This is a genomic window from Klebsiella sp. PCX (assembly GCF_021869705.1).
Taxonomy (GTDB): domain Bacteria; phylum Pseudomonadota; class Gammaproteobacteria; order Enterobacterales; family Enterobacteriaceae; genus Klebsiella; species Klebsiella quasipneumoniae.
This window is the reverse complement of sequence record NZ_CP091527.1, coordinates 2,907,085-2,927,024: the sequence shown is the minus strand read 5'-3', so window position 1 is coordinate 2,927,024 and position 19,940 is coordinate 2,907,085. Positions and strand designations below refer to the sequence as shown.

Annotated in this window: 18 protein-coding genes; 8 read left to right on the top strand and 10 right to left on the bottom strand. The window is 56.2% G+C overall.

Annotated elements, in window-relative coordinates:
- The first annotated feature begins 5 nt into the window (after nt 1-5).
- The 6 genes from GQR96_RS13940 to GQR96_RS13915 all read left to right on the top strand — a co-directional run bounded on the left by GQR96_RS13940 (nt 6) and on the right by GQR96_RS13915 (nt 6,645).
- Complete coding sequence (locus GQR96_RS13940; protein ID WP_074377610.1) at nt 6-452, top strand: cytochrome c-type biogenesis protein; 447 nt, start codon at nt 6-8, stop codon at nt 450-452.
- Nucleotides 449-1,291: a c-type cytochrome biogenesis protein CcmI gene (ccmI, locus tag GQR96_RS13935; RefSeq protein WP_065904635.1), complete on the top strand. Its 843-nt coding sequence runs from the start codon at nt 449-451 to the stop codon at nt 1,289-1,291. The genes GQR96_RS13940 and ccmI overlap by 4 nt, the downstream gene beginning before the upstream one ends.
- A 1,229-nt stretch (nt 1,292-2,520) precedes the next feature.
- The gene (locus tag GQR96_RS13930) at nt 2,521-2,994 is read left to right on the top strand and encodes a GNAT family N-acetyltransferase (protein ID WP_069734132.1); all 474 of its coding nucleotides are present in this window, start codon (nt 2,521-2,523) and stop codon (nt 2,992-2,994) included.
- A gap of 339 nt (nt 2,995-3,333) precedes the next feature.
- A complete protein-coding gene (locus GQR96_RS13925) occupies nt 3,334-3,723 on the top strand; it encodes a hypothetical protein (protein ID WP_065904457.1) in 390 nt (129 codons plus the stop codon).
- Nucleotides 3,724-4,632: 909 nt separating this feature from the next.
- The gene (locus GQR96_RS13920; protein ID WP_069734133.1) at nt 4,633-5,745 is read left to right on the top strand and encodes a ParA family protein; all 1,113 of its coding nucleotides are present in this window, start codon (nt 4,633-4,635) and stop codon (nt 5,743-5,745) included.
- Nucleotides 5,746-5,748: 3 nt separating this feature from the next.
- Nucleotides 5,749-6,645: an SIR2 family protein gene (locus GQR96_RS13915; protein ID WP_074384486.1), complete on the top strand. Its 897-nt coding sequence runs from the start codon at nt 5,749-5,751 to the stop codon at nt 6,643-6,645.
- Between the two features lie 946 nt (nt 6,646-7,591).
- On the opposite strand, the gene GQR96_RS13910 is transcribed toward GQR96_RS13915, so the two are convergent.
- The 4 genes from GQR96_RS13910 to budA all read right to left on the bottom strand — a co-directional run bounded on the left by GQR96_RS13910 (nt 7,592) and on the right by budA (nt 12,185).
- Nucleotides 7,592-8,641 (bottom strand): DUF6516 family protein, encoded by a 1,050-nt coding sequence (locus GQR96_RS13910; protein WP_065904453.1) that lies wholly within the window; start codon nt 8,639-8,641, stop codon nt 7,592-7,594.
- A 281-nt stretch (nt 8,642-8,922) separates the two neighbouring features.
- The gene (locus GQR96_RS13905; protein ID WP_004151179.1) at nt 8,923-9,693 is read right to left on the bottom strand and encodes a (S)-acetoin forming diacetyl reductase; all 771 of its coding nucleotides are present in this window, start codon (nt 9,691-9,693) and stop codon (nt 8,923-8,925) included.
- A 23-nt stretch (nt 9,694-9,716) separates the two neighbouring features.
- Entirely contained in the window at nt 9,717-11,396 is a 1,680-nt protein-coding gene (alsS, locus tag GQR96_RS13900) for an acetolactate synthase AlsS (RefSeq protein ID WP_065904451.1), read from the bottom strand.
- A 9-nt stretch (nt 11,397-11,405) separates the two neighbouring features.
- The gene (gene budA, locus GQR96_RS13895; protein ID WP_002908205.1) at nt 11,406-12,185 is read right to left on the bottom strand and encodes an acetolactate decarboxylase; all 780 of its coding nucleotides are present in this window, start codon (nt 12,183-12,185) and stop codon (nt 11,406-11,408) included.
- A gap of 106 nt (nt 12,186-12,291) precedes the next feature.
- On the opposite strand from budA, the gene GQR96_RS13890 reads away from it, so the two are divergent.
- The gene (locus GQR96_RS13890) at nt 12,292-13,164 is read left to right on the top strand and encodes a LysR family transcriptional regulator (protein ID WP_004145376.1); all 873 of its coding nucleotides are present in this window, start codon (nt 12,292-12,294) and stop codon (nt 13,162-13,164) included.
- A 19-nt stretch (nt 13,165-13,183) separates the two neighbouring features.
- Here the strand turns inward: GQR96_RS13890 and GQR96_RS13885 are convergent, their stop codons facing one another.
- The 6 genes from GQR96_RS13885 to GQR96_RS13860 are packed head-to-tail and all read right to left on the bottom strand — an operon-like array spanning nt 13,184 to nt 18,908.
- Nucleotides 13,184-13,954 (bottom strand): 3-hydroxybutyrate dehydrogenase, encoded by a 771-nt coding sequence (locus GQR96_RS13885; RefSeq protein ID WP_004202988.1) that lies wholly within the window; start codon nt 13,952-13,954, stop codon nt 13,184-13,186.
- 23 nt (nt 13,955-13,977) lie between these two features.
- Nucleotides 13,978-15,372 (bottom strand): GntP family permease, encoded by a 1,395-nt coding sequence (locus GQR96_RS13880; RefSeq protein WP_196531944.1) that lies wholly within the window; start codon nt 15,370-15,372, stop codon nt 13,978-13,980.
- Between the two features lie 44 nt (nt 15,373-15,416).
- Nucleotides 15,417-16,340 carry a 3-hydroxyacyl-CoA dehydrogenase family protein gene (locus GQR96_RS13875; protein ID WP_017899573.1) on the bottom strand — a complete coding sequence of 308 codons (924 nt, stop codon included), beginning with the start codon at nt 16,338-16,340 and terminating at the stop codon, nt 15,417-15,419.
- A gap of 11 nt (nt 16,341-16,351) precedes the next feature.
- Nucleotides 16,352-17,533, bottom strand: a complete 1,182-nt coding sequence (locus GQR96_RS13870; RefSeq protein ID WP_017899572.1) for an acetyl-CoA C-acetyltransferase — start codon at nt 17,531-17,533, stop codon at nt 16,352-16,354.
- A 9-nt stretch (nt 17,534-17,542) separates the two neighbouring features.
- Nucleotides 17,543-18,199, bottom strand: coding sequence for a CoA transferase subunit B (locus GQR96_RS13865; protein ID WP_017899571.1), 657 nt, complete (start codon nt 18,197-18,199; stop codon nt 17,543-17,545).
- A 1-nt stretch (nt 18,200) separates the two neighbouring features.
- Nucleotides 18,201-18,908 carry a CoA transferase subunit A gene (locus tag GQR96_RS13860; RefSeq protein ID WP_004202983.1) on the bottom strand — a complete coding sequence of 236 codons (708 nt, stop codon included), beginning with the start codon at nt 18,906-18,908 and terminating at the stop codon, nt 18,201-18,203.
- 140 nt (nt 18,909-19,048) lie between these two features.
- Between GQR96_RS13860 and GQR96_RS13855 the strand changes: the two genes are divergently transcribed.
- Nucleotides 19,049-19,939: a LysR family transcriptional regulator gene (locus tag GQR96_RS13855; RefSeq protein ID WP_017899570.1), complete on the top strand. Its 891-nt coding sequence runs from the start codon at nt 19,049-19,051 to the stop codon at nt 19,937-19,939.
- Nucleotide 19,940 lies beyond the last annotated feature (1 nt).

Below are 19,940 nucleotides of genomic sequence, written 5' to 3'. Positions count from 1 at the left end.
GGGTAATGGGCATCCTGCTGGCGCTGATGCTGACCGGCCAGGCGTGGGCCGCCATCGATACCTGGCAGTTTAAGGATGAGGCCCAGGAGCAGGCCTTTCGCGAGATCACCTCCCAGCTGCGCTGCCCGAAATGCCAGAACAACAGCATCGCCGACTCGAACGCGATGATTGCCGCCGATATGCGGCAGAAGGTGTACGAGCTGATGCAGCAGGGGAAAACGAAAGGGCAGATTGTTGACTATATGGTGGCCCGCTACGGCAATTTTGTCAGCTACGAGCCGCCCCTGACCGCGGGCACGGTGCTGCTGTGGCTGGGGCCGGGGCTGTTCGTCCTGGCGGGCGCCGGGATGATTATCGCCCGCGCGCGTCGTCGCGACATCCCTGACGCGGCGCTCAGCGCTGAAGAGCGCCAGCGGCTGGCGGAATTATTAAAAGAAGGAAAAGAACGATGAGCCTGTTGGTGGTTATCGCCGGGCTGTTGCTGGCTGGCGCGCTGGGACTGCTTTATTACCCATGGACGGGCAACGGGGCGGTGGACCGCGATACCCTCAACCGCGCCCTGTATCAGTCGCGCCTGCAGGAGCTGACGCAGGAGCGCGGCGAGGACAACCCGGCGCTGGTCGTCGAGCTGCAGCGCACGCTGCTGACCGATATCCCGCCCCAGGCACAGCCTGGCGAACGGCCGCTAAGCCGCTGGGCGCTGCTTCCGGGGGCGCTGCTGCTGGTAGTCCTGAGTCTGGGCCTGTATCTGAAAACCAGCGATATCGGCCAGGTGCTGCTCTGGCAGCAGGCTGAACGGCATTATCCTGCGCTGTTGCAGCAGGTTAAGGACCCGACGGCGGCGCCGCTGCGAATGGATGAGCTGGCGGAGCTGCGGCTTGGCCTGCGCAGCCACCTGCAGGATACCCCGAATGACCTCCCCGGCTGGCAGCTGCTTGGACGGCTGGGCCTGTTGTTAAACGATGGCGAGACGGCGATCGGCGCCTTTGGCCGGGCGCATGCTCTGGCGGCGGATGACCCGGCGGCGGCTTTCGATTACGCCAGCGCGCTGGTGCGGGCGGGAGATAGCGGTCAGGTTCGGATGGGCGAGCTGCTGCTGCGTGACCTGCATCAGCGGCAGCCGAACAGCCTGCCGGTGCTGGAGATGCTGGCCCTGAGCGCGGTGCGTAATGAAGATTACCCCGAAGCCGTGGCCGCCCTGCAGGCGCTGCTGGCCCGGCTGCCGGAAGGGGATGCGCGGCGCGAGGCGATCGTCCGCCAGCTGGCGCAGGCGCAGCAGCAGGCGCAGTAACTGCCCGGCGGCGCTGCGTTAGCGTGGGCCTGGGGATATGAGCTGACGGGAGGCCTTTGTAGGCCGGGTAAGGCGCAGCCGCCACCCGGCAACATGGGGGGCACGGTGCGATATCTTGCCCGGCGGCGGGGGAGACTGTTATCGGTTTTACAGGTTCTCAGCCCGGGGAAAGCGTTTATCACGCGTGACTTCAGCGTAGTTTGCGCTCCCGGTTAGTCTTCTGCGTTATGTCAATCATGGCGCAGGGAGCGCACAGGGGGCGGCCAGTCGCCGCCGCCCGCCCCCTGTACCCCCGGGCTCCGGCCAGCAAAATCGCCGCTGCGCGGTGCCTTCGACTTATCCCTGCAGGCTTCGGGTCGGGCCGAGGCAGCGTCCATGCAAAACACGGCCCTCAGCCCGCATCCATGCGGGCTGCCCCGGCCTTCCGGGAACGTCTCAGCGATTTTGAGGCCGCCAACACCGGCAGTTTCAGCAACCATGGTGAATATATTAACGACAGGTCGCACGAACCCTGTAGGCCGGGTAAGGCGCAGCCGCCACCCGGCACAAAATCGGCTCCGTGCCCGCTGTCCTTGCCCGGCGGCGCTACGCTTGCGCGGGCCTACGAAGGGCGCGAATAGAGCACCAAATCGCGGGCCGGGTAAGGTGTAGCTGTCACCCGGCAAAAATACGGCACAAGAGCGGCACAAATACCGCCTAACAGCGTAGCCGGGATAAGGCGTCACGCATCGCTATCCGGGATTCTCCCTGCTGGCGCTATGATCAGCTGCTTCCGTGTTAAGTTTCAGGTGTCGCAGGAATGACTAAAGAATCTCCCCCTAAGCATCAGCAGCAGGCTGTCGCTTAGGCCCCGGAGATCACTCCCTTAAGGTTGCAAGCGCGGTAGAACTCGATCAACGAGGTTAAAAGGGGCTTCAGCGCGGAACGCGAGTTAAGGCTAATCAGGGCAGGGGAACCGGCAGAATTTATAATCCAACAACCGGCTACACCGGGCCTTCGGCACCATTTGGCTGGAACAGCCACATGGACATCATCTGGCGCTGTCATGCCGCTGACGCGGTATCCAGAAGCTACTTGATATTGTAAGGGTACGAATGCTATTGCAGAATTTCACGTCTGCTGTGTGCCAGGAGCGGACATTGTCGCCTCACTCAAATTTGATGGGGATGCTTTAGAACTTTTATGGTAGATGTAAATAGCTCGCAGAATAAAACGTACAAGGAAAAGCTATGAGGATCAGACTAGCTGTGCCTGTAGAGGCAGAAGAATGCTGGAACATTCGAAATCAGGCTATACGTTACGGATGTAAGAATAGTTATGATGATGCGGTTATTGCAGCCTGGACACCGGAAAAAATGCCTGAAAGCTACAGGAATGTCATTGTAGCGAATCCTTTTTTCGTTGTTGCGGCTGATGGCAGACTATTAGCTACAGGCTATCTTGATCTATCTACAGGAAGTATTGAGGCTGTATTTACGTTACCTCGATATACAGGTAAAGGGTTAGGTAGTCAGATTATTGAAGCCATCAAAAGTGAAGCTCGTGAACGTGGATTTGAGCAATTGACTTTGTCCTCAACACCTAATGCCCAGACTTTTTATGAGAAGCATGGTTTCAAACTTATGCAGGAAAGCATGTATCCCTCTGCCTTGGCGCAGGCTGAACTGCGCTGCATGGAAATGTCTATAAATCTCCTGGGATAGTAGTTCGCTGTCTAATCGCAATGATCACTATACCCAGTAACCACTGCAGATAGATCTTAAAAGCTTCAAAAGTTAACGTCCGCTCTTTGCACCGTCCGGACCTTGCTTAGCATGAATTTCTTCTGTGCCCAAGTGCGGAAGTGGTTACAACATTCTGTGTGGTGCAACGGGGAGCGTGTCAAAGGAGTCAAGCTGGCAATCAGGCAGAGCTTGAGATTTCGCTAGGGACTAAAATCAGTCCTGCCATCGCAACACTAAATTAGCCTCAATAAACGCTTTAGATTGCCGACATATACATTTAACGTAATCCCTGAAAATAAACAAAATGGATTGAGCCGTATGAAAAAACTTTTACTTCTTTTTCCGCTGGTGTTTACTGCGCCGGTACAGGCTTCTGAAGTCACGGTAGGTCAGATTTGTAAGGCTACTTCTGCTGCGATGTTTGGCCGTGACCATAAGATCATGCAACTGGATAAAGTTGAATCAGGTATTGCCTACGTACATTATATCCGACAGAACGATAGCACTCGTTGGGCAATAAAGTGCAAACTTATAGGTGATCAGGTTATGTGGGCATCTGATAACCCTGACAGCACCGGTCGCTGGCGGGATGATCCTGCGGACAGTACAGTCAAATATTCTATTGATGGTAAAAAAATAATTATTACCGAGCTCTATAGTGACGGTTCCAGTACCACGAACTCTTATCCCTTGAAGCAGCTAAAATGACTTTGACCTGCTCTCCGTTGATTACGGCACCTCAATGTTAGTAACGTAGTTGTGGGAGTTGCAAACTTCCGCTCCTCGCTTATGGCGGACCTGGGTTCACCTGGTTTGTCCGCTTGATGCCAGGAGCGGAAAGCGCTGACAACACCAGGTACCACTCAACGCGGTGCAAGCCAGTCAGATAGCTAGCGAGTTTTTGTAGGCCGGGTAAGGCGCAGCCGCCACCCGGCAAAAATACGGCACAAGAGCGGCCCAACAGTGTAGCCGGGATTAGGCGTCACGCATCGCTATCCGGGATTCTCCCTGCTGGCGCTATGATCAGCTGCTTCCGTGTTAAGTTTCAGGTGTCGCAGGAATGACTGAAGAATCTCCCCCTTAGCATCAGCAGCAGGCTGCCGCTTAGGCCCCGGAGATCACTCTTTTAAGGTTGCAAGCGCGGTAGAACTCGATCAACGAGGTTAAAAGGGGCTTCAGCGCGGAACGCGAGTTAAGGCTAATCAGGGCAGGGGGACCGGCAGAATTTATAACCCGATAACCGGCTGCGCCGGGCCTTCGGCGCCATTTGGCTGGACTGCCACATAGAGATCATCTGGCGCTGTCATGCCGCTGACTCGGCATACTGAAGCTAGTCGATGTTGTAAGTGTACGAATGCCATTGAACAATTTCACGTCTAGTTTGTGCCAGGAGAGGACGAACATGCTCGCTATGTGAGGAAAGACAAAGCTACCTATTGGCAGCGCTATCAAAGCGAAGAAAGCCCTCCGGTTTACCAAGACCGGATTAATTGCCAGGGGCTCCTGAACTCTGAACTGATTTTTGGTACTCGCGCATATTTTTGATTGTAACCTCATGGCAGTTATGCAAAAATTGCTGTTTTAAATTTGAATTTATTCAATGTCTGGAGCTAAGTTATGGTTAGGAAAAGTAGAAGTAAAAATACAAATATAGAACTAACTGAACATGACTATTTATTAATAAGTCAAATAAAAAAGCTTAAAACACAAACCACTTGCTTTTTTAATAATAAAGGAGGGGTTGGGAAGACTACATTAGTAGCAAATTTAGGAGCAGAGCTATCAATAAACTTTAGTGCAAAAGTACTTATTGTGGATGCCGACCCTCAATGTAATCTCACGCAGTATGTATTAAGTGATGAAGAAACTCAAGACTTATATGGGCAAGAAAATCCAGATAGTATTTATACAGTAATAAGACCACTATCCTTTGGTAAAGGATATGAAAGTGACCTCCCTATAAGGCATGTAGAGAATTTCGGTTTTGACATAATTGTCGGTGACCCTAGACTTGCTTTACAGGAAGACCTTTTAGCTGGAGACTGGCGAGATGCCAAAGGCGGAGGGATGCGAGGAATTAGGACAACTTTTGTATTTGCAGAGTTAATTAAGAAAGCTCGTGAACTAAATTATGATTTTGTTTTCTTTGACATGGGACCATCATTAGGCGCAATCAACAGGGCAGTATTACTGGCAATGGAATTCTTTGTCGTCCCAATGTCAATCGATGTATTTTCACTATGGGCTATTAAAAATATCGGCTCCACGGTTTCAATATGGAAAAAAGAATTAGACACAGGGATACGTCTCTCAGAGGAACCTAGCGAATTATCACAATTATCACCTCAAGGAAAACTAAAATTTCTCGGTTACGTCACTCAACAACATAAAGAACGCTCTGGATACGATACAATTCAGCTTGAGAATACTGAGGAAGAAATAAAATCGAAGCGTCGGGTAAAGGCGTATGAAGACATTGGAGAGGTGTTTCCTTCTAAAATTACTGAGCATCTTTCTAAACTTTATGCATCAAAAGATATGAACCCGCACCTTGGAGATATACGTCATTTAGGTAGTTTAGCTCCGAAATCACAATCACAACACGTTCCGATGATATCAGTGTCTGGTACAGGAAATTACACCAGACTTAGAAAAAGTGCGCGTGAACTTTATCGAGATATTGCAAGAAGATACTTAGAGAACATTCAGATTGCTAATAGCGAGAAATAGTTTATGGCTATATATAATGAGGATTTAATAAACGATCTTGCACAGCAAAAAGTAGTTTTATTTTTAGGGGCAGGGGTGTCTTCAAGCGTTAACCTTGATGCCGATAATAGATTTAAAGGTTGGCCAACATTTTTAGAAGATGCATCTAAAGATAGAGAGCCATCTTTAAAGAAACAAATCAAAAAATTACTGTCCTCCAAAGATTATCTTCTTGCATGTGAATTATTACAAGCAGATTATGGAGAATCGTGGGAACGTAAAATAACAGAAGAGTATGGTCGCGCAGCTCAACCCTCAAGTCTTCATAGGGCCCTGATATCACTAGGCCAAAGAATAATACTTACAACTAACTTTGATAAGCTAATAGAAAGTGCATGGACTTCTTCATTAGCAGATGGCGATCGCCATTTTAAGGTTATTTCTAAAGTAGACAATGATATTTTTAAAGTTTTAAAAGAGCATGATACTTCTTATATAATAAAAATACACGGTTCAATAGATGATGTAAGCAATATTGTATTCTCTCGTTCACAATACATTAGACTTGCTTTTGGTAACGAGAACTACTCACTATTCCTCGATTCATTATTACTAAACTACACATTCCTTTTTGTAGGTTTTTCAATGGATGATCCTGCAATCACTTCATTAATGGAATTATACGCTTATCGCTATCCTAGATCACGGCCACATTATATTATTACCAGCAGTAACATACCTCAAAACATAAGAGAGATACATAGGAGATTAAGAAAATTAATCGTAATACCTTACAACGCAAGAAATAACCATGCAGAATTGCCAGAATTGATAGAAGAGATGGCGGAAAAAGTAGAGATAAAAATGCGAACTAATATAGCTTCAATGTTGGCAAAAACAGCAGCATCCGAAAACACTTGAATCAAAGCAGTGTTACTTAACCTCAACTCCTGCAGGAAAGCCCTAATTCACGGCGGGTAAGCCTATTAGGAGGAACGGGCCATGCAACTGCGGCAGAGGAGATTAATAACCTGAATATGCTCAATATATATGGCCAATCTGTCGAGCATACTATATGCCAAGGCTAAGTATGGATGTTCGGGATAGAGCAAAGCTCAAATGTCCGCTCTGTGCCAAGAGCGGACGAGCTAACTGAGTTATTGTTCAAAGACACGGTTCTATCGAAAAATATAGACATGCCGATTCAGTATGAGCAGACAATTCTAGCTACAAGAGCTAAGAAAAGTAATGTAGCGACTGCCAAAACCTTAGAATACAATGGATAGATATAAATAATAGTAGCTCTACTTAGTTTAGTAGAAAAGCTTGGAAATTACGTTGGTATTCCTATTCCTTCAGAGAACATTGAAAGTGGCTTATTGCCCATCTATAAAGGACAGGTTCTTTTCATTCTTGGAGTTGATGGTGCTGGCAAGTCACCACTAATATATCACATACTAAAAAAACTAAGAGATTATAATAATATCGTATTGATATCTGCACATAGGCAAATTTGGTAAGATACATCGTTTATTGATATGTTGAGCTCGGAGTTTCCTTGTGCTTTAGAATATTTTCAAAACAGCGTAAGATACTCAAATACTTCTCGTTGGAAAGTCGAGGATGAAAGACAAAGCAAGTTTCCTGTCATTAGATTAAAAAAGGCAATTAATAGAAGGAATAGAGATGTTGCCGATAAAGTATACGCAAGAGATATAGATGGAGCTCTCAAGGTTTGTGTGTCACCTAAAGAAGTAATTAATTTAGCTTTAATATCATCAGGGATGCCTATCACAATAGAGTACGTATTATAGCAGCCCATCGACTGCGGGCCTGGAGCTGCCATTACTAGCATCATTAGAACATCTTATAATTTATCTTCAGCCTCTTGGATCAGCTTTAAAAGTAGTTTCATATCTAGACCAATATGTCCGTATGTAAAGCTTGTCTCGACAACATTTTTTGTATATTTACGCAGATCAGAATGTACATGATCAGGGCCGTAAGGTATTTTGTGATGATCGGCTGAATCGATCCTAGACAACTGTTTTCCTTCAGGGGTCATTATTATATAGGCATAATTCGATGGAGATTGGTGTCTAATCACTACCGTGATCCCTGACTGTCTTCGGGCTGTTACAGTTTCCCCTACAACTTTCATGATAGTGCATTTGAAATTTACTTTAAGTATTTCGCAGGTTTGCTCAAGCATTTCTTCAGTAGTCAGTGGACGCATATTTGAGAACATAACTATTCCACCCAAATGATTCGAGAGGTAGTTGAGAAGAATTGATTGCTTCTGAGATTCCTCTTCATGTGTCAAACACAGATGCATACCAATCATCATCCCTGACTTTCCCCAAACAGTACTGGTCGCCATGCGATTGGCTTTTTCACCGCAAACCAAGCACTTTCCATCGGAGGATAGCCATATAGCTTGATCTACAGCAGTATTCTTAAACCGCCCTCCTAGCAGACCATCGAATAATCTCGAGTCAGCTTTCCTTTTTTCGTACCACGGCTTATAACGTTGTACATACCCCGTATCATCAATGAGCTTTGAGAAGCTGGCATCATCTACTGGAGTAAGTTTGATTCCGTGTTGTTCGAGATAAACACCAATATGGCCAAACCAGAAAAGGTCTTTTGATTTCATAAAATAAATTCTGGCTGCTGGAAAGCGGACAGTTGGTGCATACATTGCATTTACATGAAAAGTACCTGCGCTGATATAAACATGTACATTCGTTGCTCCTTGCATCATCCAAAGCAATATTTCTTTGCTCAAAACTTCAATTGCCAAAACTGGCTTTTCTTTTGTCAGTATATTGCCACCGAAGCATTGAATAACATTATCTGTTGCAGCTCCACTTAATTTAAGCTGGATGCAGTCAGTAATTACGTCATAAAGTCTCAAAGTGTCATCCTTTATTATTCAAAATGATACCGCGCAGGGGCTGCGCCTAAGTTTACCGGCCATTGATACATCAATACCACCTTGCTACCAGAAAGTTTTTTACACCGCAAGTGAGGCATGTCCGCTCCTCGCTCAAAGCAGGCCTTCATCCCAGTCAGATTGCCCACGTCGTGCCAGAGACCTTCAAATATCGTTGCTGCGTTTTGCACGATGCTCACACCCAAACCAAAAAAAGCCCCTGCATATCAGCAGGGGCAAGCCATGTCAGAGCTTATTATTTATTAGTTAAACACCATCCCGCCGTCGATCAGCAATGACTGACCGGTCATGTAATCAGAATCCGGGCTGGCAAGATAGGAGACGCAGGCGGCGACATCTTCCGGCTCGGATAGCCGACCGAGGGTGATGCGTTTGGCGAACTCGGCGGTACCGTAGCCCAGCGGTTTACCGGCGGCTTCTGACACCTGGCGGTCAATTTCGGCCCACATCGGCGTTTTGACAATCCCCGGGCAGTAGCCGTTGACCGTGATGCCCAGCGGCGCGAGGTCGCGAGCGGCGGTCTGGGTTAAGCCGCGCACCGCGAATTTACTGGAGCTATACACCGCCAGCTCCGGGTTGCCGACGTGGCCGGCCTGGGAGCAGGCGTTGATGATTTTCCCGCCGTGACCCTCTTTCTTAAAGGCTTCGACCGCCGCCTGAATGCCCCAGATCACCCCTTTGACGTTGATGTTGTAGACTTTATCGACAATTTCCGGGGTAATGGACTCGATCGGCGTGGACGGCGCTACGCCGGCGTTGTTGACGATGACGTCGAAGCCGCCCAGCGTTTTGCGCGCCTGTTCGACGGCGGCGAACACCTGATCGCGGTCGGAGACATCCACTTTCACCGCCATGGCGCGGCCGCCGGCCTGGTTGATTTCCGAGGCGACCGCTTTGGCGGTGGCGTCGTTATAATCGGCAATGGCCACGGCAAATCCATCCTTCACCAGACGAAGGGCGATAGCTTTACCAATCCCCTGGCCGGCGCCGGTAACAAGTGCGACTTTTTTCATTTTCCTTTCCTTATTGTGATGACTTACAGAATCTGACTCAGATGCAGCTGGCCCATCAGCAGCGGGTTATCGCTATAATCCACCGGAATGGCCACCACCGCCGGGCCGTCGACGTCCATCGCCGCGCGCAGGGTCGGCTCCAGCGCCTCGGCGCTTTCCACGGCAAACCCTTTGGCGCCGAAGGACTCGGCATAGGCTTTAAAATCCATCGGCCCGAACTCGACGCCGGACAGGCGCTGATATTTTTTCTCTTCCTGGATGGCCACCATGTTGTAGCCGTTATCGACCCAGATCAGGTGCAGCACGTTGGCTTTCAGGCGGACGGCGGTCTCCAGCTCCATGCTCGACTGCAGGAAGCCGCCGTCGCCGGAGACGGAGACCACTTTGCGCTCAGGATTGACCAGCCAGGCGCCAATGGCCCAGGGCAGGGCGACGCCCATGGTCTGCTGGCCGTTGGAGATCATCACCTGACGGGCGCGGAAGCTGTACAGGTAGCGGGCAATCCAGATATGGAAGCTGCCCATGTCCACGGTCAGCGTGACGTCGCTGTTGACGATATCCTGCATGGCGCGAACGATGCGCAGCGGATGCAGGGCAAACTGATTCAGCTGCGCGCCGCGGCGGTCCAGCAGTTCGCGCTGGTGCTGGCGGTCGCGGAGGATCTCCGCCGCCTGCGGGGAGAGTACCAGCCGGCGATCGATATTTTGCGCCAGCTTGTTGAGGGTGCCGGCGATATCGCCCACCAGCTCGACGTCCGGGGTGTAGTTGCGCTCTTCATAGGCGGGCAGGACGTCGATATGCACCAGCGTCGCGTTGCCGCTGTTCCACATCGCCGGTTCATATTCCACCGGGCTGTAGCCGATGCAGATCACCAGGTCGGCGAGCTGCAGCAGACGGTCCCCGGCCTGGTTGTTAAACAGCCCGACCCGGCCGGCGAAGCGAGAGAAGTTATCCTGATTCACCGCCCCGGCGGCCTGATAGGTGCTGGTGACCGGAATATGGCTGGCCTCCAGCAAACGGCGCAGCGCCGCGCTGTTTTCCGGCTGACTGGCCATCAGGCCGAGCAGGAAGATCGGGTTCTTCGCCTGAGCGATAAGCTTCGCCACCCGATCGATGGCGGCATCCGGCGCGGCGCCCATCTGCGGGGCCCCGCTGGCCGGCAGCACTTTGCCGCTGACCGGGCCATCGACCACATCCTGCGGCAGGCTGACGAAAGCGCTGCCCGGGCGGCCCTGCTCGGCGGCGCGGAAGGCGTTGGAGACCACTTCCGCAAGCGCGTCCGGCGCGGTCACCTCGACGGCGTATTTCGTCACCGGGCTGAACATCGCCACCGTATCCATACTCTGGTGGACCTGTTTGGCTTTATCGGCGCGTTTCACCGCGCCGCCCAGGGCCACCACCGGGTCGCCTTCGCTGTTGGCGGTGGCCATACCGGTGATCAGGTTGGAGCAGCCCGGGCCGGAGGTGACCAGCGCCACGCCGGCTTTACCGGTAATGCGCCCGACGGCGGCGGCCATGAACGCGGCGTTGGCTTCGTGGCGTACCGGAATAATGCGAATGGAGGAATCCAGCAGTGAGTCGAATACCTTGTCGATTTTGGCGCCAGGGATGCCGAACACCTGACGTACCCCCTGGGCTTCCAGCTGGCTGACGACGAGATCGGCGCCGTGCGCCCACTGGCGTACCGGATACTGTTTGTCCATGTGACCCCCTTAACTTTCTACGGAACGGATGGCGGCATCGAGATTATCGGGATGCAGATTGGCCTGCAGGAACGCGCTGTCGGCGGGCAGGTCGATCATCAGCTTGTGAATTTCGCCGAAGGTCAACACCCCGTGGTCGAGCTGGTAATCCAGCAGGTGACCGCCGCCTTTGCGGTCATCGGTAATAAAGTGCTCGTGATACCCGGCGACGTTGATCCCCTGCATATGCTGCGGGGTACGGAAGCCGACCAGTACCCCTTCGCGCTGGTTAAAGCGGAACACCGGCTGATCGTCGAGGACGTCGGTCATCGCCCGGTACGGCGGCGTCTGGCGCGGCACGGTGCGGGTATGGGCATGGCGGAAATGGCCATCGATGCGCAGGGCGCAGAACAGGTTGTCAGAGGGAATTTGCTGGTCGATCACCTCGTGCAGCTGCTGGCGGCTCACCGGGTGGTCGAAGGTTTTCCGGTACTGCGGCTGGAACCAGGTCATCACCGCGAACGGCGTTTTCTGCTCCGGCTGCGCTTTGCGCGCGCTGCCGTCGGCCCGCAGCTGATAGACCTGACTGCTAAAGGCGATCAGCTCCCCGTCCAGCTCATTAAAGGTGCCGAGACCGAAATCGCCGTGCTTCAGCAGGTCGGCGATGGTGGTGCTCCCTTCGTAAACCCCGCTTAGCAGGGCGCTCATGAGCGATGTCTGATAGAGCACGCTCTCGGGATGCTGCGCGGAAAACGCCCGCAAGGTTTCGCATAGACTCTCTTCGCAGGTGCATTCAGCAGAATGATTCATATACCACTTCCTCGTTCAACAAATATAAGAAAGGTTAAATAAATGTTGACCCGATTCAGCTCACAGTTCCAATATAGAAACCATGCTGGTTTGAGACGTTTTCGATATGGAACTTCGTTATCTTCGCTATTTTGTCGCCGTCGCCAGGACGCGGCACTTCACCCAGGCTGCCAAGGAGCTGGGTATTTCACAGCCTCCGTTAAGTCAGCAAATTCAGCGGCTTGAGCGCGAGGTGGGGACTCCGCTATTTCGGCGTTTGACCCGCGGGGTGGAGCTCACCGAGGCCGGTGAGTCGTTCTATGAGGATGCCCGTCAGATCCTCGCCATGAGCGATGCGGCGCTGGAGAAGGCCAAGGGCATTGCCCGCGGGATGAACGGCAGCCTGTCGCTAGGCATTACCAGTTCTGATGCTTTCCACCCGCAAATCTTCACGCTGCTGCACCGCTTTCAGCTCGACCACCCCGGGGTGACCCTGCACCAGATGGAAGACAACATGGCCAATCTGATGACCGCCCTGAGCGAGGCCGAGCTGGATATTGCCTTCGTCCGTCTGCCGTGCGAGAGCAGTAAGGCCTTTAATCTGCGGATTATCGATGAGGAGCCGATGGTTATCGCGCTGCCGCGCGATAACCCGCTGGCGACGCAGCCGACCCTGGCCCTGGAGCAGCTGCGCGACGTGGCGCCGATCCTCTTCCCGCGGGAAGTGGCTCCGGGGCTGTATGAGCTGGTGTACAACAGCTGCCTGCGCGCCGGCATCGATATGGAGCGCGCCTGGCAGTCGTCGCAGATTTCGTCGTCGCTGAGCATGGTCAATGCCGGGTTCGGCTTCGCGCTGGTCCCGCAGTCAATGACCTGCATCCAGCAGCCGAACGTCAGCTATCACCCGCTCAGCGGGGCGCCGCTGAAGACCGATATCGCCATCGCCTGGCGGCGCTTCGAGCGCTCGCGCACGGTGAAACGCTTTCTGGCGATGTTCTGATCTTCGCGACGCCTGCGGCTTACTGCGCCACCCAGCCGCCGTCCATGTTCCACGCCGCGCCGCGCACCTGGGCGGCGGCGTCGCTGCACAGAAACAGCGCCATTTCGCCCAGTTGCTGCGGGGTGACAAACTCCCCGGAGGGCTGCTTTTCCGCCAGCAGCTGGGCGCTGGCCTGCTCCGGGTCGACCCCCTCGGCGATGCGCTTATCGATCTGCTGCTGCACCAGCGGAGTCAGCACCCAGCCGGGGCAGATGGCGTTGCAGGTGATGCCGCTGCGCGCGGTTTCCAGGGCCACGGTTTTGGTCAGGCCGACCACCGCGTGCTTGGCGGCGACATAGGCCGATTTCTCTTTCGACGCCACCAGGCCATGCACTGAAGCAATGTTGATGATGCGCCCCCAGTTGCGCTGGCGCATGCCCGGCAGCGCCAGGCGAGTGGTGTGGAAGACGCTGGAGAGATTGATCGCGATGATGTCGTTCCATTTGTCCACCGGGAACTGCTCCACCGGGGCCACGTGCTGGATGCCGGCGTTATTGATCACGATATCGACGCCGCCGAAGGTGCTTTCGGCATAGCGCATCATCGCCTCGATCTGCCCGACGTCGCGCAGGTCGGCGTCGTGATAGCCGGGGATCTTGCCCAGCGCGGCGACTTCAGCCCGGGCGTGGCTGCTGTCGCCGAAGCCATTGAGCACCAGCTGGGCGCCTGCCTGCGCCAGCACTTTGGCGATCCCTAAGCCGATGCCGCTGGTGGAGCCGGTGACCAGCGCTGTTTTACCGTTTAAATTCATCATATTTCTCCTTCAGTCGGGTCTCAGACAATGCCGGTCACATAGAACGTGGCAATGACAAACAGTACCGCGAGGCTTTTGATCACCGTGATGGCGAAAATGCCGCCGTAGGCCTGGCGATGGCTCAGGCCGGTGATCGCCAGCAGGGTGATCACCGCCCCGTTATGCGGCAGGGTATCCATGCCGCCGCTGGCCATGGCGGCGACGCGGTGCAGGACCTCAAGCGGAATATTGGCGGCGTGGGCGGCGGCGACAAAGGTCTCGGACATCGCCGCCAGGGCAATGCTCATTCCCCCGGAGGCCGAGCCAGTGATCCCGGCCAGCACCGTGACGCTGATCGCCTCGTTTAACAGCGGATTGGGAATAGCCGCGAGGGCTTTCGACAGCACCAGGAAACCCGGCAGGGCGGCGATAACCGCGCCGAAGCCATACTCAGAGGCGGTGTTCATCGCCGCGAGAATAGCCCCGCCCACCGCCGTCCGGCTTCCTTCTGCCAGCCGGCCGCGAATATTGCGGTAGCCGCAGACCAGTACCAACACAATGCCGGAGAGCAGCGCCGCCTGTACCGCCCAGATGGCGGTGATTTTCCCCACCTCGGTGACCACAGGCTTCGCCAGACCCGGGAGGGTGAGCTCATGGCTGGCGCCGTACCACTGCGGGATCCAGTGGGTAAACAGCAGATTCAGCACCCCCACCAGCAGCAGCGGGGCGATAGCGATCAGCGGATGCGGCAGGTTGATGTCATCCGGGGTCTCCGGCTCATTTTGCAGGTCGGTCCCATAGCCTTCGCCGCTGGCCTGCGCTTTGCGGCGCTGGCGCTCCAGCCACAGCAAACCGAAGAGGATAATGAACAGCGAGCCGATAAGCCCCAGCCACGGGGCCGCCCAGGCGTTGGTGCCGAAGAAGCTGGTGGGAATAATATTCTGGATCTGCGGCGTGCCGGGCAGGGCGTCCATGGTAAACGAAAAGGCCCCGAGGGCGACGGTGGCTGGGATCAGCCGTTTGGGGATCCCGCTCTGGCGAAACAGCTCGGCGGCGAAAGGGTAGACGGCAAAGGCCACCACAAACAGCGATACCCCGCCGTAGGTCAGCAGGGCGCACACCAGCACGATCACCGGGATCGCATGGCGGCGTCCAAGGATGCGGATGGCGGCGGCGACAATCGACCGCGAGAATCCCGACAGCTCAATCAGCTTGCCGAATACCGCGCCCAGCAGAAACACCGGGAAATAGAGCTTCACAAAGCCGACCATTTTTTCCATAAACAGGCCGGTAAAGGCCGGGCCGACCGCGCCCGGGTCGGTGAGCAGCACCGCGCCGAGGGCGGCGATCGGCGCAAAGAGGATCACGCTGTATCCACGGTAGGCTGCCAGCATCAGTAATGCCAGCGCGGCCAGGGCTATTATCACACTCATCACGACGTCTCACTCTCATTGTTATTGTAGGGGTACAGAACGAGATACTAGGGTTTCAGGGCGAAGCGCAGCTGGTGTTCCCGGCGCGACTGGATGCGCTGGCGCCGGGCCTCGTCCCAGCGGTAAAAGCCTTGCCCGCTGCGGGCGCCGGTGTCGCCTCGCGCCACTTTCTCTGCCACCAGCGACATCATCTCGGTGCCGCTGGCCAGCTCCGGCAGCAGGTGCTGGCAGATATCCTGCACCGTCGCCAGGCCGGTCATGTCCGCTGCCTCCAGCGGGCCGACCATCGCATAGCGGCGGCCCAGCGAGGCGCGCATCACCTGGTCCACCACCTCCGGGGACGCGATGCCGCTGTGGACGATATGCAGCGCTTCGCGCAGCAGGGCGAACTGCAGCCGGTTGCCGACAAAGCCCGGCGCGGCGCGGTTGAGCACCACCGCTTCCAGCGCGCAGGCGGCGCAAAAGTCGCTCACCTGGCGCGCCAGATGAGGCAGGGTGGCGCTCCCGGGCACCACTTCCACCAGCGGGATCAGGTGCGGCGGATGCCAGAAATGGGCGATCAGTAGCCGTTCCGGGAGGCGCATGCCCTGCGCCAGCTGATCCGGCGGCAGGCCGCTGGTGTTGCTGGCGATAATCGCCTCGTCGGCGATCAGCGTTTCCAGTTCGGCATACAGGGCGTGCTTCAGCCCCAGCCGTTCGGGGATCGCTTCAATCAGCAGCGTGGCGTCCGCCAGCGCTTGCAGCGCCGGGGTAGGGGTTAAACGGCTCAGCACGGCGTCGCGGTCGGCGGGATCCTGCTGACCGCTCGCCTCCAGCTCGCGCAGGATCGCCCCGGCTACTGTGGGTACCTCGGCGAGACGTTGCGGATCGGTGTCATACAGGCGGACGGCGTGACCGTGACGGGCGAAATGGCAGGCAATGCCGACGCCCATCAGTCCGGCGCCGAGTACCGCCAGGCGTGGTGTAAACATAGTGGCTCCTGTTAACGTTGAAGGGTCATGGCGATGCCCTGTCCGCCGCCGACGCACAGGGTGGCCAGCCCTTTGCTGGCGCCCCGGCGCTGCATCTCATGCACCAGACTGACGAGGATCCGGCAGCCGGAGGCGCCGATGGGATGGCCAAGGGCGATGGCGCCGCCGTTAACGTTGACCTTCTCGCTGTCCCATTCGAGCAGCTGGCCGACGGCCAGCGCCTGGACGGCAAAGGCCTCGTTGGCTTCGATCAGATCCACCTCGTCCAGCGTCCAGCCGGCGCGCTGCAGCGCCTGGCGGCAGGCGCTCACCGGGCCGATGCCCATCACCGACGGGTCGACCCCGGCGACCGCCGCGCTGACAATGCGCGCCAGCACCGGCAGCCCAAGCTCGTGCGCTTTATCGACGCTCATCAGCAGGACCGCCGCAGCGCCGTCGTTCAGCGATGAGGCATTCCCGGCGGTGACGCTGCCGTCAGCCGGGCGAAACGCCGGGCGCAGCTGGGCCAGCTGCTGCTCGCTGGTCTCCGGGCGCGGTTGCTCATCGTCGGTCACGACACGCGGCGGCTTTTTGCCCTGCGGGACGCTGACCGGGACGATCTCCTCGCGAAAGCGTCCGGCGGCGATAGCGGCCGCCGCTTTGCGCTGGGAGCTGGCGGCGAAGGCGTCCTGGCGCTCGCGGCTGATGTCGAAGGCGTCGGCGAGGTTCTCGGCGGTGATGCCCATGTGGTAGTCGTTAAAAGCGTCCCACAGGCCGTCCTGGATCATGCTGTCCTGCAGGCTGGCATGGCCGAAACGCAGGCCGTCTCGGGCGCCATTCATCAGATAGGGAGCATTGCTCATGCTCTCCTGGCCGCCGGCGATAACGATCTCGGCGTCGCCGCAGCGGATCGCCTGCACCGCCTGCTGAACCGCTTTCAGCCCGGAGCCGCACACCAGATTGACGGTGACCGCTGGAGTGTCCACCGGCAGGCCGGCCCGCAGCGCGGTCTGGCGCGCCGGGTTCTGCCCGCAGCCGGCGGTGAGCACCTGGCCGAAAATCAGTTCATCGACCGCTGCGGCGGGCAGCTGGCAGCGTTCAAGCAGGCTGCGCACCACTGCCGCGCCGAGGTCGACGGCGGAAAGCGGGGCGAAGGCGCCGCGAAAGCTGCCGACCGGGGTGCGTACGGCAGCAACAATGGCAATATCGGTCATGGTCTCTCCTTAGCTGAAGCGCATTTCGCGCACGTCGTCGGCGACGATCAGCCGTCCCGCCGTTTTACGTATCACCTCGTCGGGGCTGACCCCCGGGGCCACTTCGCGCAGGACAAACGCCCCGTCGACAATGTCCAGCAGGGCCAGGTCGGTGAGCACCCGGCGAATGCAGCCCACGCCGGTGAGCGGCAGGGTGCACTGCGGCAGCAGTTTGGATTCGCCGTTCTTTGAGGCGTGGGTCATCACCACGATGATGTTCTGCGCGCCGGCCACCAGGTCCATGGCGCCGCCCATCCCCTTGACCATTTTTCCGGGGATCATCCACGAGGCGATATTCCCTGCGACGTCGACCTCAAAGGCGCCAAGAACCGTAAGATCGACGTGGCCGCCGCGGATCATGGCGAACGACTGGGCCGAATCGAAGATCGCCGCCCCGGTTTGCGCGGTGACGGTCTGTTTGCCGGCGTTGATCATGTCGGCGTCGAGAGTTTGCTCATCGGGAAACTCGCCCATCCCCAGCAGGCCGTTCTCCGACTGGAGCATCACTTCAATGCCGGCGGGAATGTAATTGGCCACCAGCGTCGGGATACCGATCCCGAGGTTGACGTAGTCGCCGTCGCGCAGCTCCTGGGCGACGCGCATCGCCATTTGTTCGCGGGTTAACATCTCAGTGCCCTCCGGCGCGCAAGGTGCGCTGTTCAATGCGTTTTTCGAATTGCCCGACGATCAGCCGGTCGACATAGATCCCCGGGGTGTGAATGGCGGAGGGCGGCAGTTCGCCCGGCGGCACAATCTCTTCCACCTCCACCACCGTAATGCGCCCGGCGGTGGCCATCAGCGGGTTGAAATTCTGTGCGGTATGGCGATAAACCACATTGCCGTACCAGTCAGCCTTCCAGCCCTTCACGAGGGCGAAATCGCCGCGAATAGCTTGTTCAAGAATGTAATTTTTACCGTCGAACTGGCGCACCTCTTTGCCTTCGGCGACCGGCGTGCCATAGCCGGTGGCGGTGTAAAAGCCGGGGATCCCGGCGCCGCCGGCGCGGATTTTTTCCGCCAGCGTTCCCTGCGGGGTGAGCTCTACCGCCAGCTCGCCGCTCAGCACCAGCTGTTCAAACAGCGCGTTTTCCCCGACGTAAGAGGCCACTACCTTGCTGACCTGGCGCGACTCCAACAGCATGCCGAGACCGAAGCCATCGACGCCGCAGTTGTTGGAAACCACCGTCAGCCCCTTCACCTGGCGACGCTTCACCTCGGCGATCAAATTCTCGGGTATACCGCACAGGCCGAAGCCGCCGGCGAGCAGCGTCATGCCGTCCGTTAACCCTTCCAGCGCCGCTTCGTAGCTGGCGACGCGTTTATCCAGTCCTGCCATCTTGTCTCTCCTGCCTTGCGATACCCTTATCATTGGCGCGGGCGACTGATTTGATAATTTTGAATTTGTGACTCACTCATTTGGAAATTTAATTAATTTCCTGTTAACTAATTTCTTTCAATTAGTTAACAGGATGAAAAATGAGAATGAGTGTCAAACAGTTACGCGCGTTTTTAGCGGTAGCTCACACTCTCAATTTCGCCCACGCCAGCGAAAGGCTGAATCTGTCGCAGCCAGCGCTCAGCCTGACCATCAAAGGGTTGGAGGAGGCGCTGGGGGGCGCGCTGCTGCAGCGCAGCACCCGCAAAGTGACCCTCACCCAGGAGGGGGAACTCTTTCTGCCGATGGCCCGTCAACTGCTGGCCGACTGGGATAACGTTGAGGAGGCGATGCGCCAGAGCTTTACCCTGCAGCGCGGCAAAATCTCGGTCGCCGCGATGCCGTCGTTCGCCGCCAACGTTCTGCCGGAGGCGCTGAAAGCCTTCCGCGACCGCTATGCCGGGGTGAACGTCACGGTGCATGATGTGATCAATGAGCAGGTAATCGAGATGGTGCGTGAGGGGCGGGTAGAGATGGGCATCGCTTTCGAGCCATCGCCCAACCACAACCTGCTGTTTACCCCGCTGGCGGTGGACCGCTTCGTGGCGATCGTTCCCCGGCAATCGCCGCTGGCGAAGAAAAAAAAGCTCACCTGGCAGGAGCTGTTAACTCTCGACTTTATCACCCTCCAGCGTCCCTCGGCGGTGCGCCTGATGCTGGAGGAGGCGCTGGCGCGCAGCGGGCGTCAGCTGGACGTGGCGCTGGAGAGCCACCAGCTGGTGACGGTGGGGAGGATGGTAGCCAGCGGGCTGGGAGGCAGCGCGGTGCCGGCGCTATGCAAAACGCAGATGACCTCGCTGGGGGCGGTGTGCATTCCGCTCAGCGATCCGCCGATTGAAAAGTGCGTTGGGGCGATCCATGCCGGACATCTGCCGCTGTCGAAGGCGGCGCAGGCGCTACTGGATACGTTGAAAGGGTATTTACCCACCTGAG

What these genes read in the sequence shown, in the direction of transcription:
- GQR96_RS13860 (WP_004202983.1), bottom strand. Translation starts at nt 18,908, where the DNA reads ATGGCAGGACTGGATAAACGCGTCGCCAGCTACGAAGCGGCGCTGGAA.
- budA (WP_002908205.1), bottom strand. Translation starts at nt 12,185, where the DNA reads ATGAATCATTCTGCTGAATGCACCTGCGAAGAGAGTCTATGCGAAACC.
- GQR96_RS13915 (WP_074384486.1), top strand. Translation starts at nt 5,749, where the DNA reads ATGGCTATATATAATGAGGATTTAATAAACGATCTTGCACAGCAAAAA.
- ccmI (WP_065904635.1), top strand. Translation starts at nt 449, where the DNA reads ATGAGCCTGTTGGTGGTTATCGCCGGGCTGTTGCTGGCTGGCGCGCTG.
- GQR96_RS13940 (WP_074377610.1), top strand. Translation starts at nt 6, where the DNA reads ATGGGCATCCTGCTGGCGCTGATGCTGACCGGCCAGGCGTGGGCCGCC.
- GQR96_RS13930 (WP_069734132.1), top strand. Translation starts at nt 2,521, where the DNA reads ATGAGGATCAGACTAGCTGTGCCTGTAGAGGCAGAAGAATGCTGGAAC.
- GQR96_RS13920 (WP_069734133.1), top strand. Translation starts at nt 4,633, where the DNA reads ATGGTTAGGAAAAGTAGAAGTAAAAATACAAATATAGAACTAACTGAA.
- GQR96_RS13890 (WP_004145376.1), top strand. Translation starts at nt 12,292, where the DNA reads ATGGAACTTCGTTATCTTCGCTATTTTGTCGCCGTCGCCAGGACGCGG.
- GQR96_RS13885 (WP_004202988.1), bottom strand. Translation starts at nt 13,954, where the DNA reads ATGAATTTAAACGGTAAAACAGCGCTGGTCACCGGCTCCACCAGCGGC.
- GQR96_RS13905 (WP_004151179.1), bottom strand. Translation starts at nt 9,693, where the DNA reads ATGAAAAAAGTCGCACTTGTTACCGGCGCCGGCCAGGGGATTGGTAAA.
- GQR96_RS13870 (WP_017899572.1), bottom strand. Translation starts at nt 17,533, where the DNA reads ATGACCGATATTGCCATTGTTGCTGCCGTACGCACCCCGGTCGGCAGC.
- GQR96_RS13925 (WP_065904457.1), top strand. Translation starts at nt 3,334, where the DNA reads ATGAAAAAACTTTTACTTCTTTTTCCGCTGGTGTTTACTGCGCCGGTA.
- GQR96_RS13865 (WP_017899571.1), bottom strand. Translation starts at nt 18,199, where the DNA reads ATGTTAACCCGCGAACAAATGGCGATGCGCGTCGCCCAGGAGCTGCGC.
- GQR96_RS13855 (WP_017899570.1), top strand. Translation starts at nt 19,049, where the DNA reads ATGAGAATGAGTGTCAAACAGTTACGCGCGTTTTTAGCGGTAGCTCAC.
- alsS (WP_065904451.1), bottom strand. Translation starts at nt 11,396, where the DNA reads ATGGACAAACAGTATCCGGTACGCCAGTGGGCGCACGGCGCCGATCTC.
- GQR96_RS13875 (WP_017899573.1), bottom strand. Translation starts at nt 16,340, where the DNA reads ATGTTTACACCACGCCTGGCGGTACTCGGCGCCGGACTGATGGGCGTC.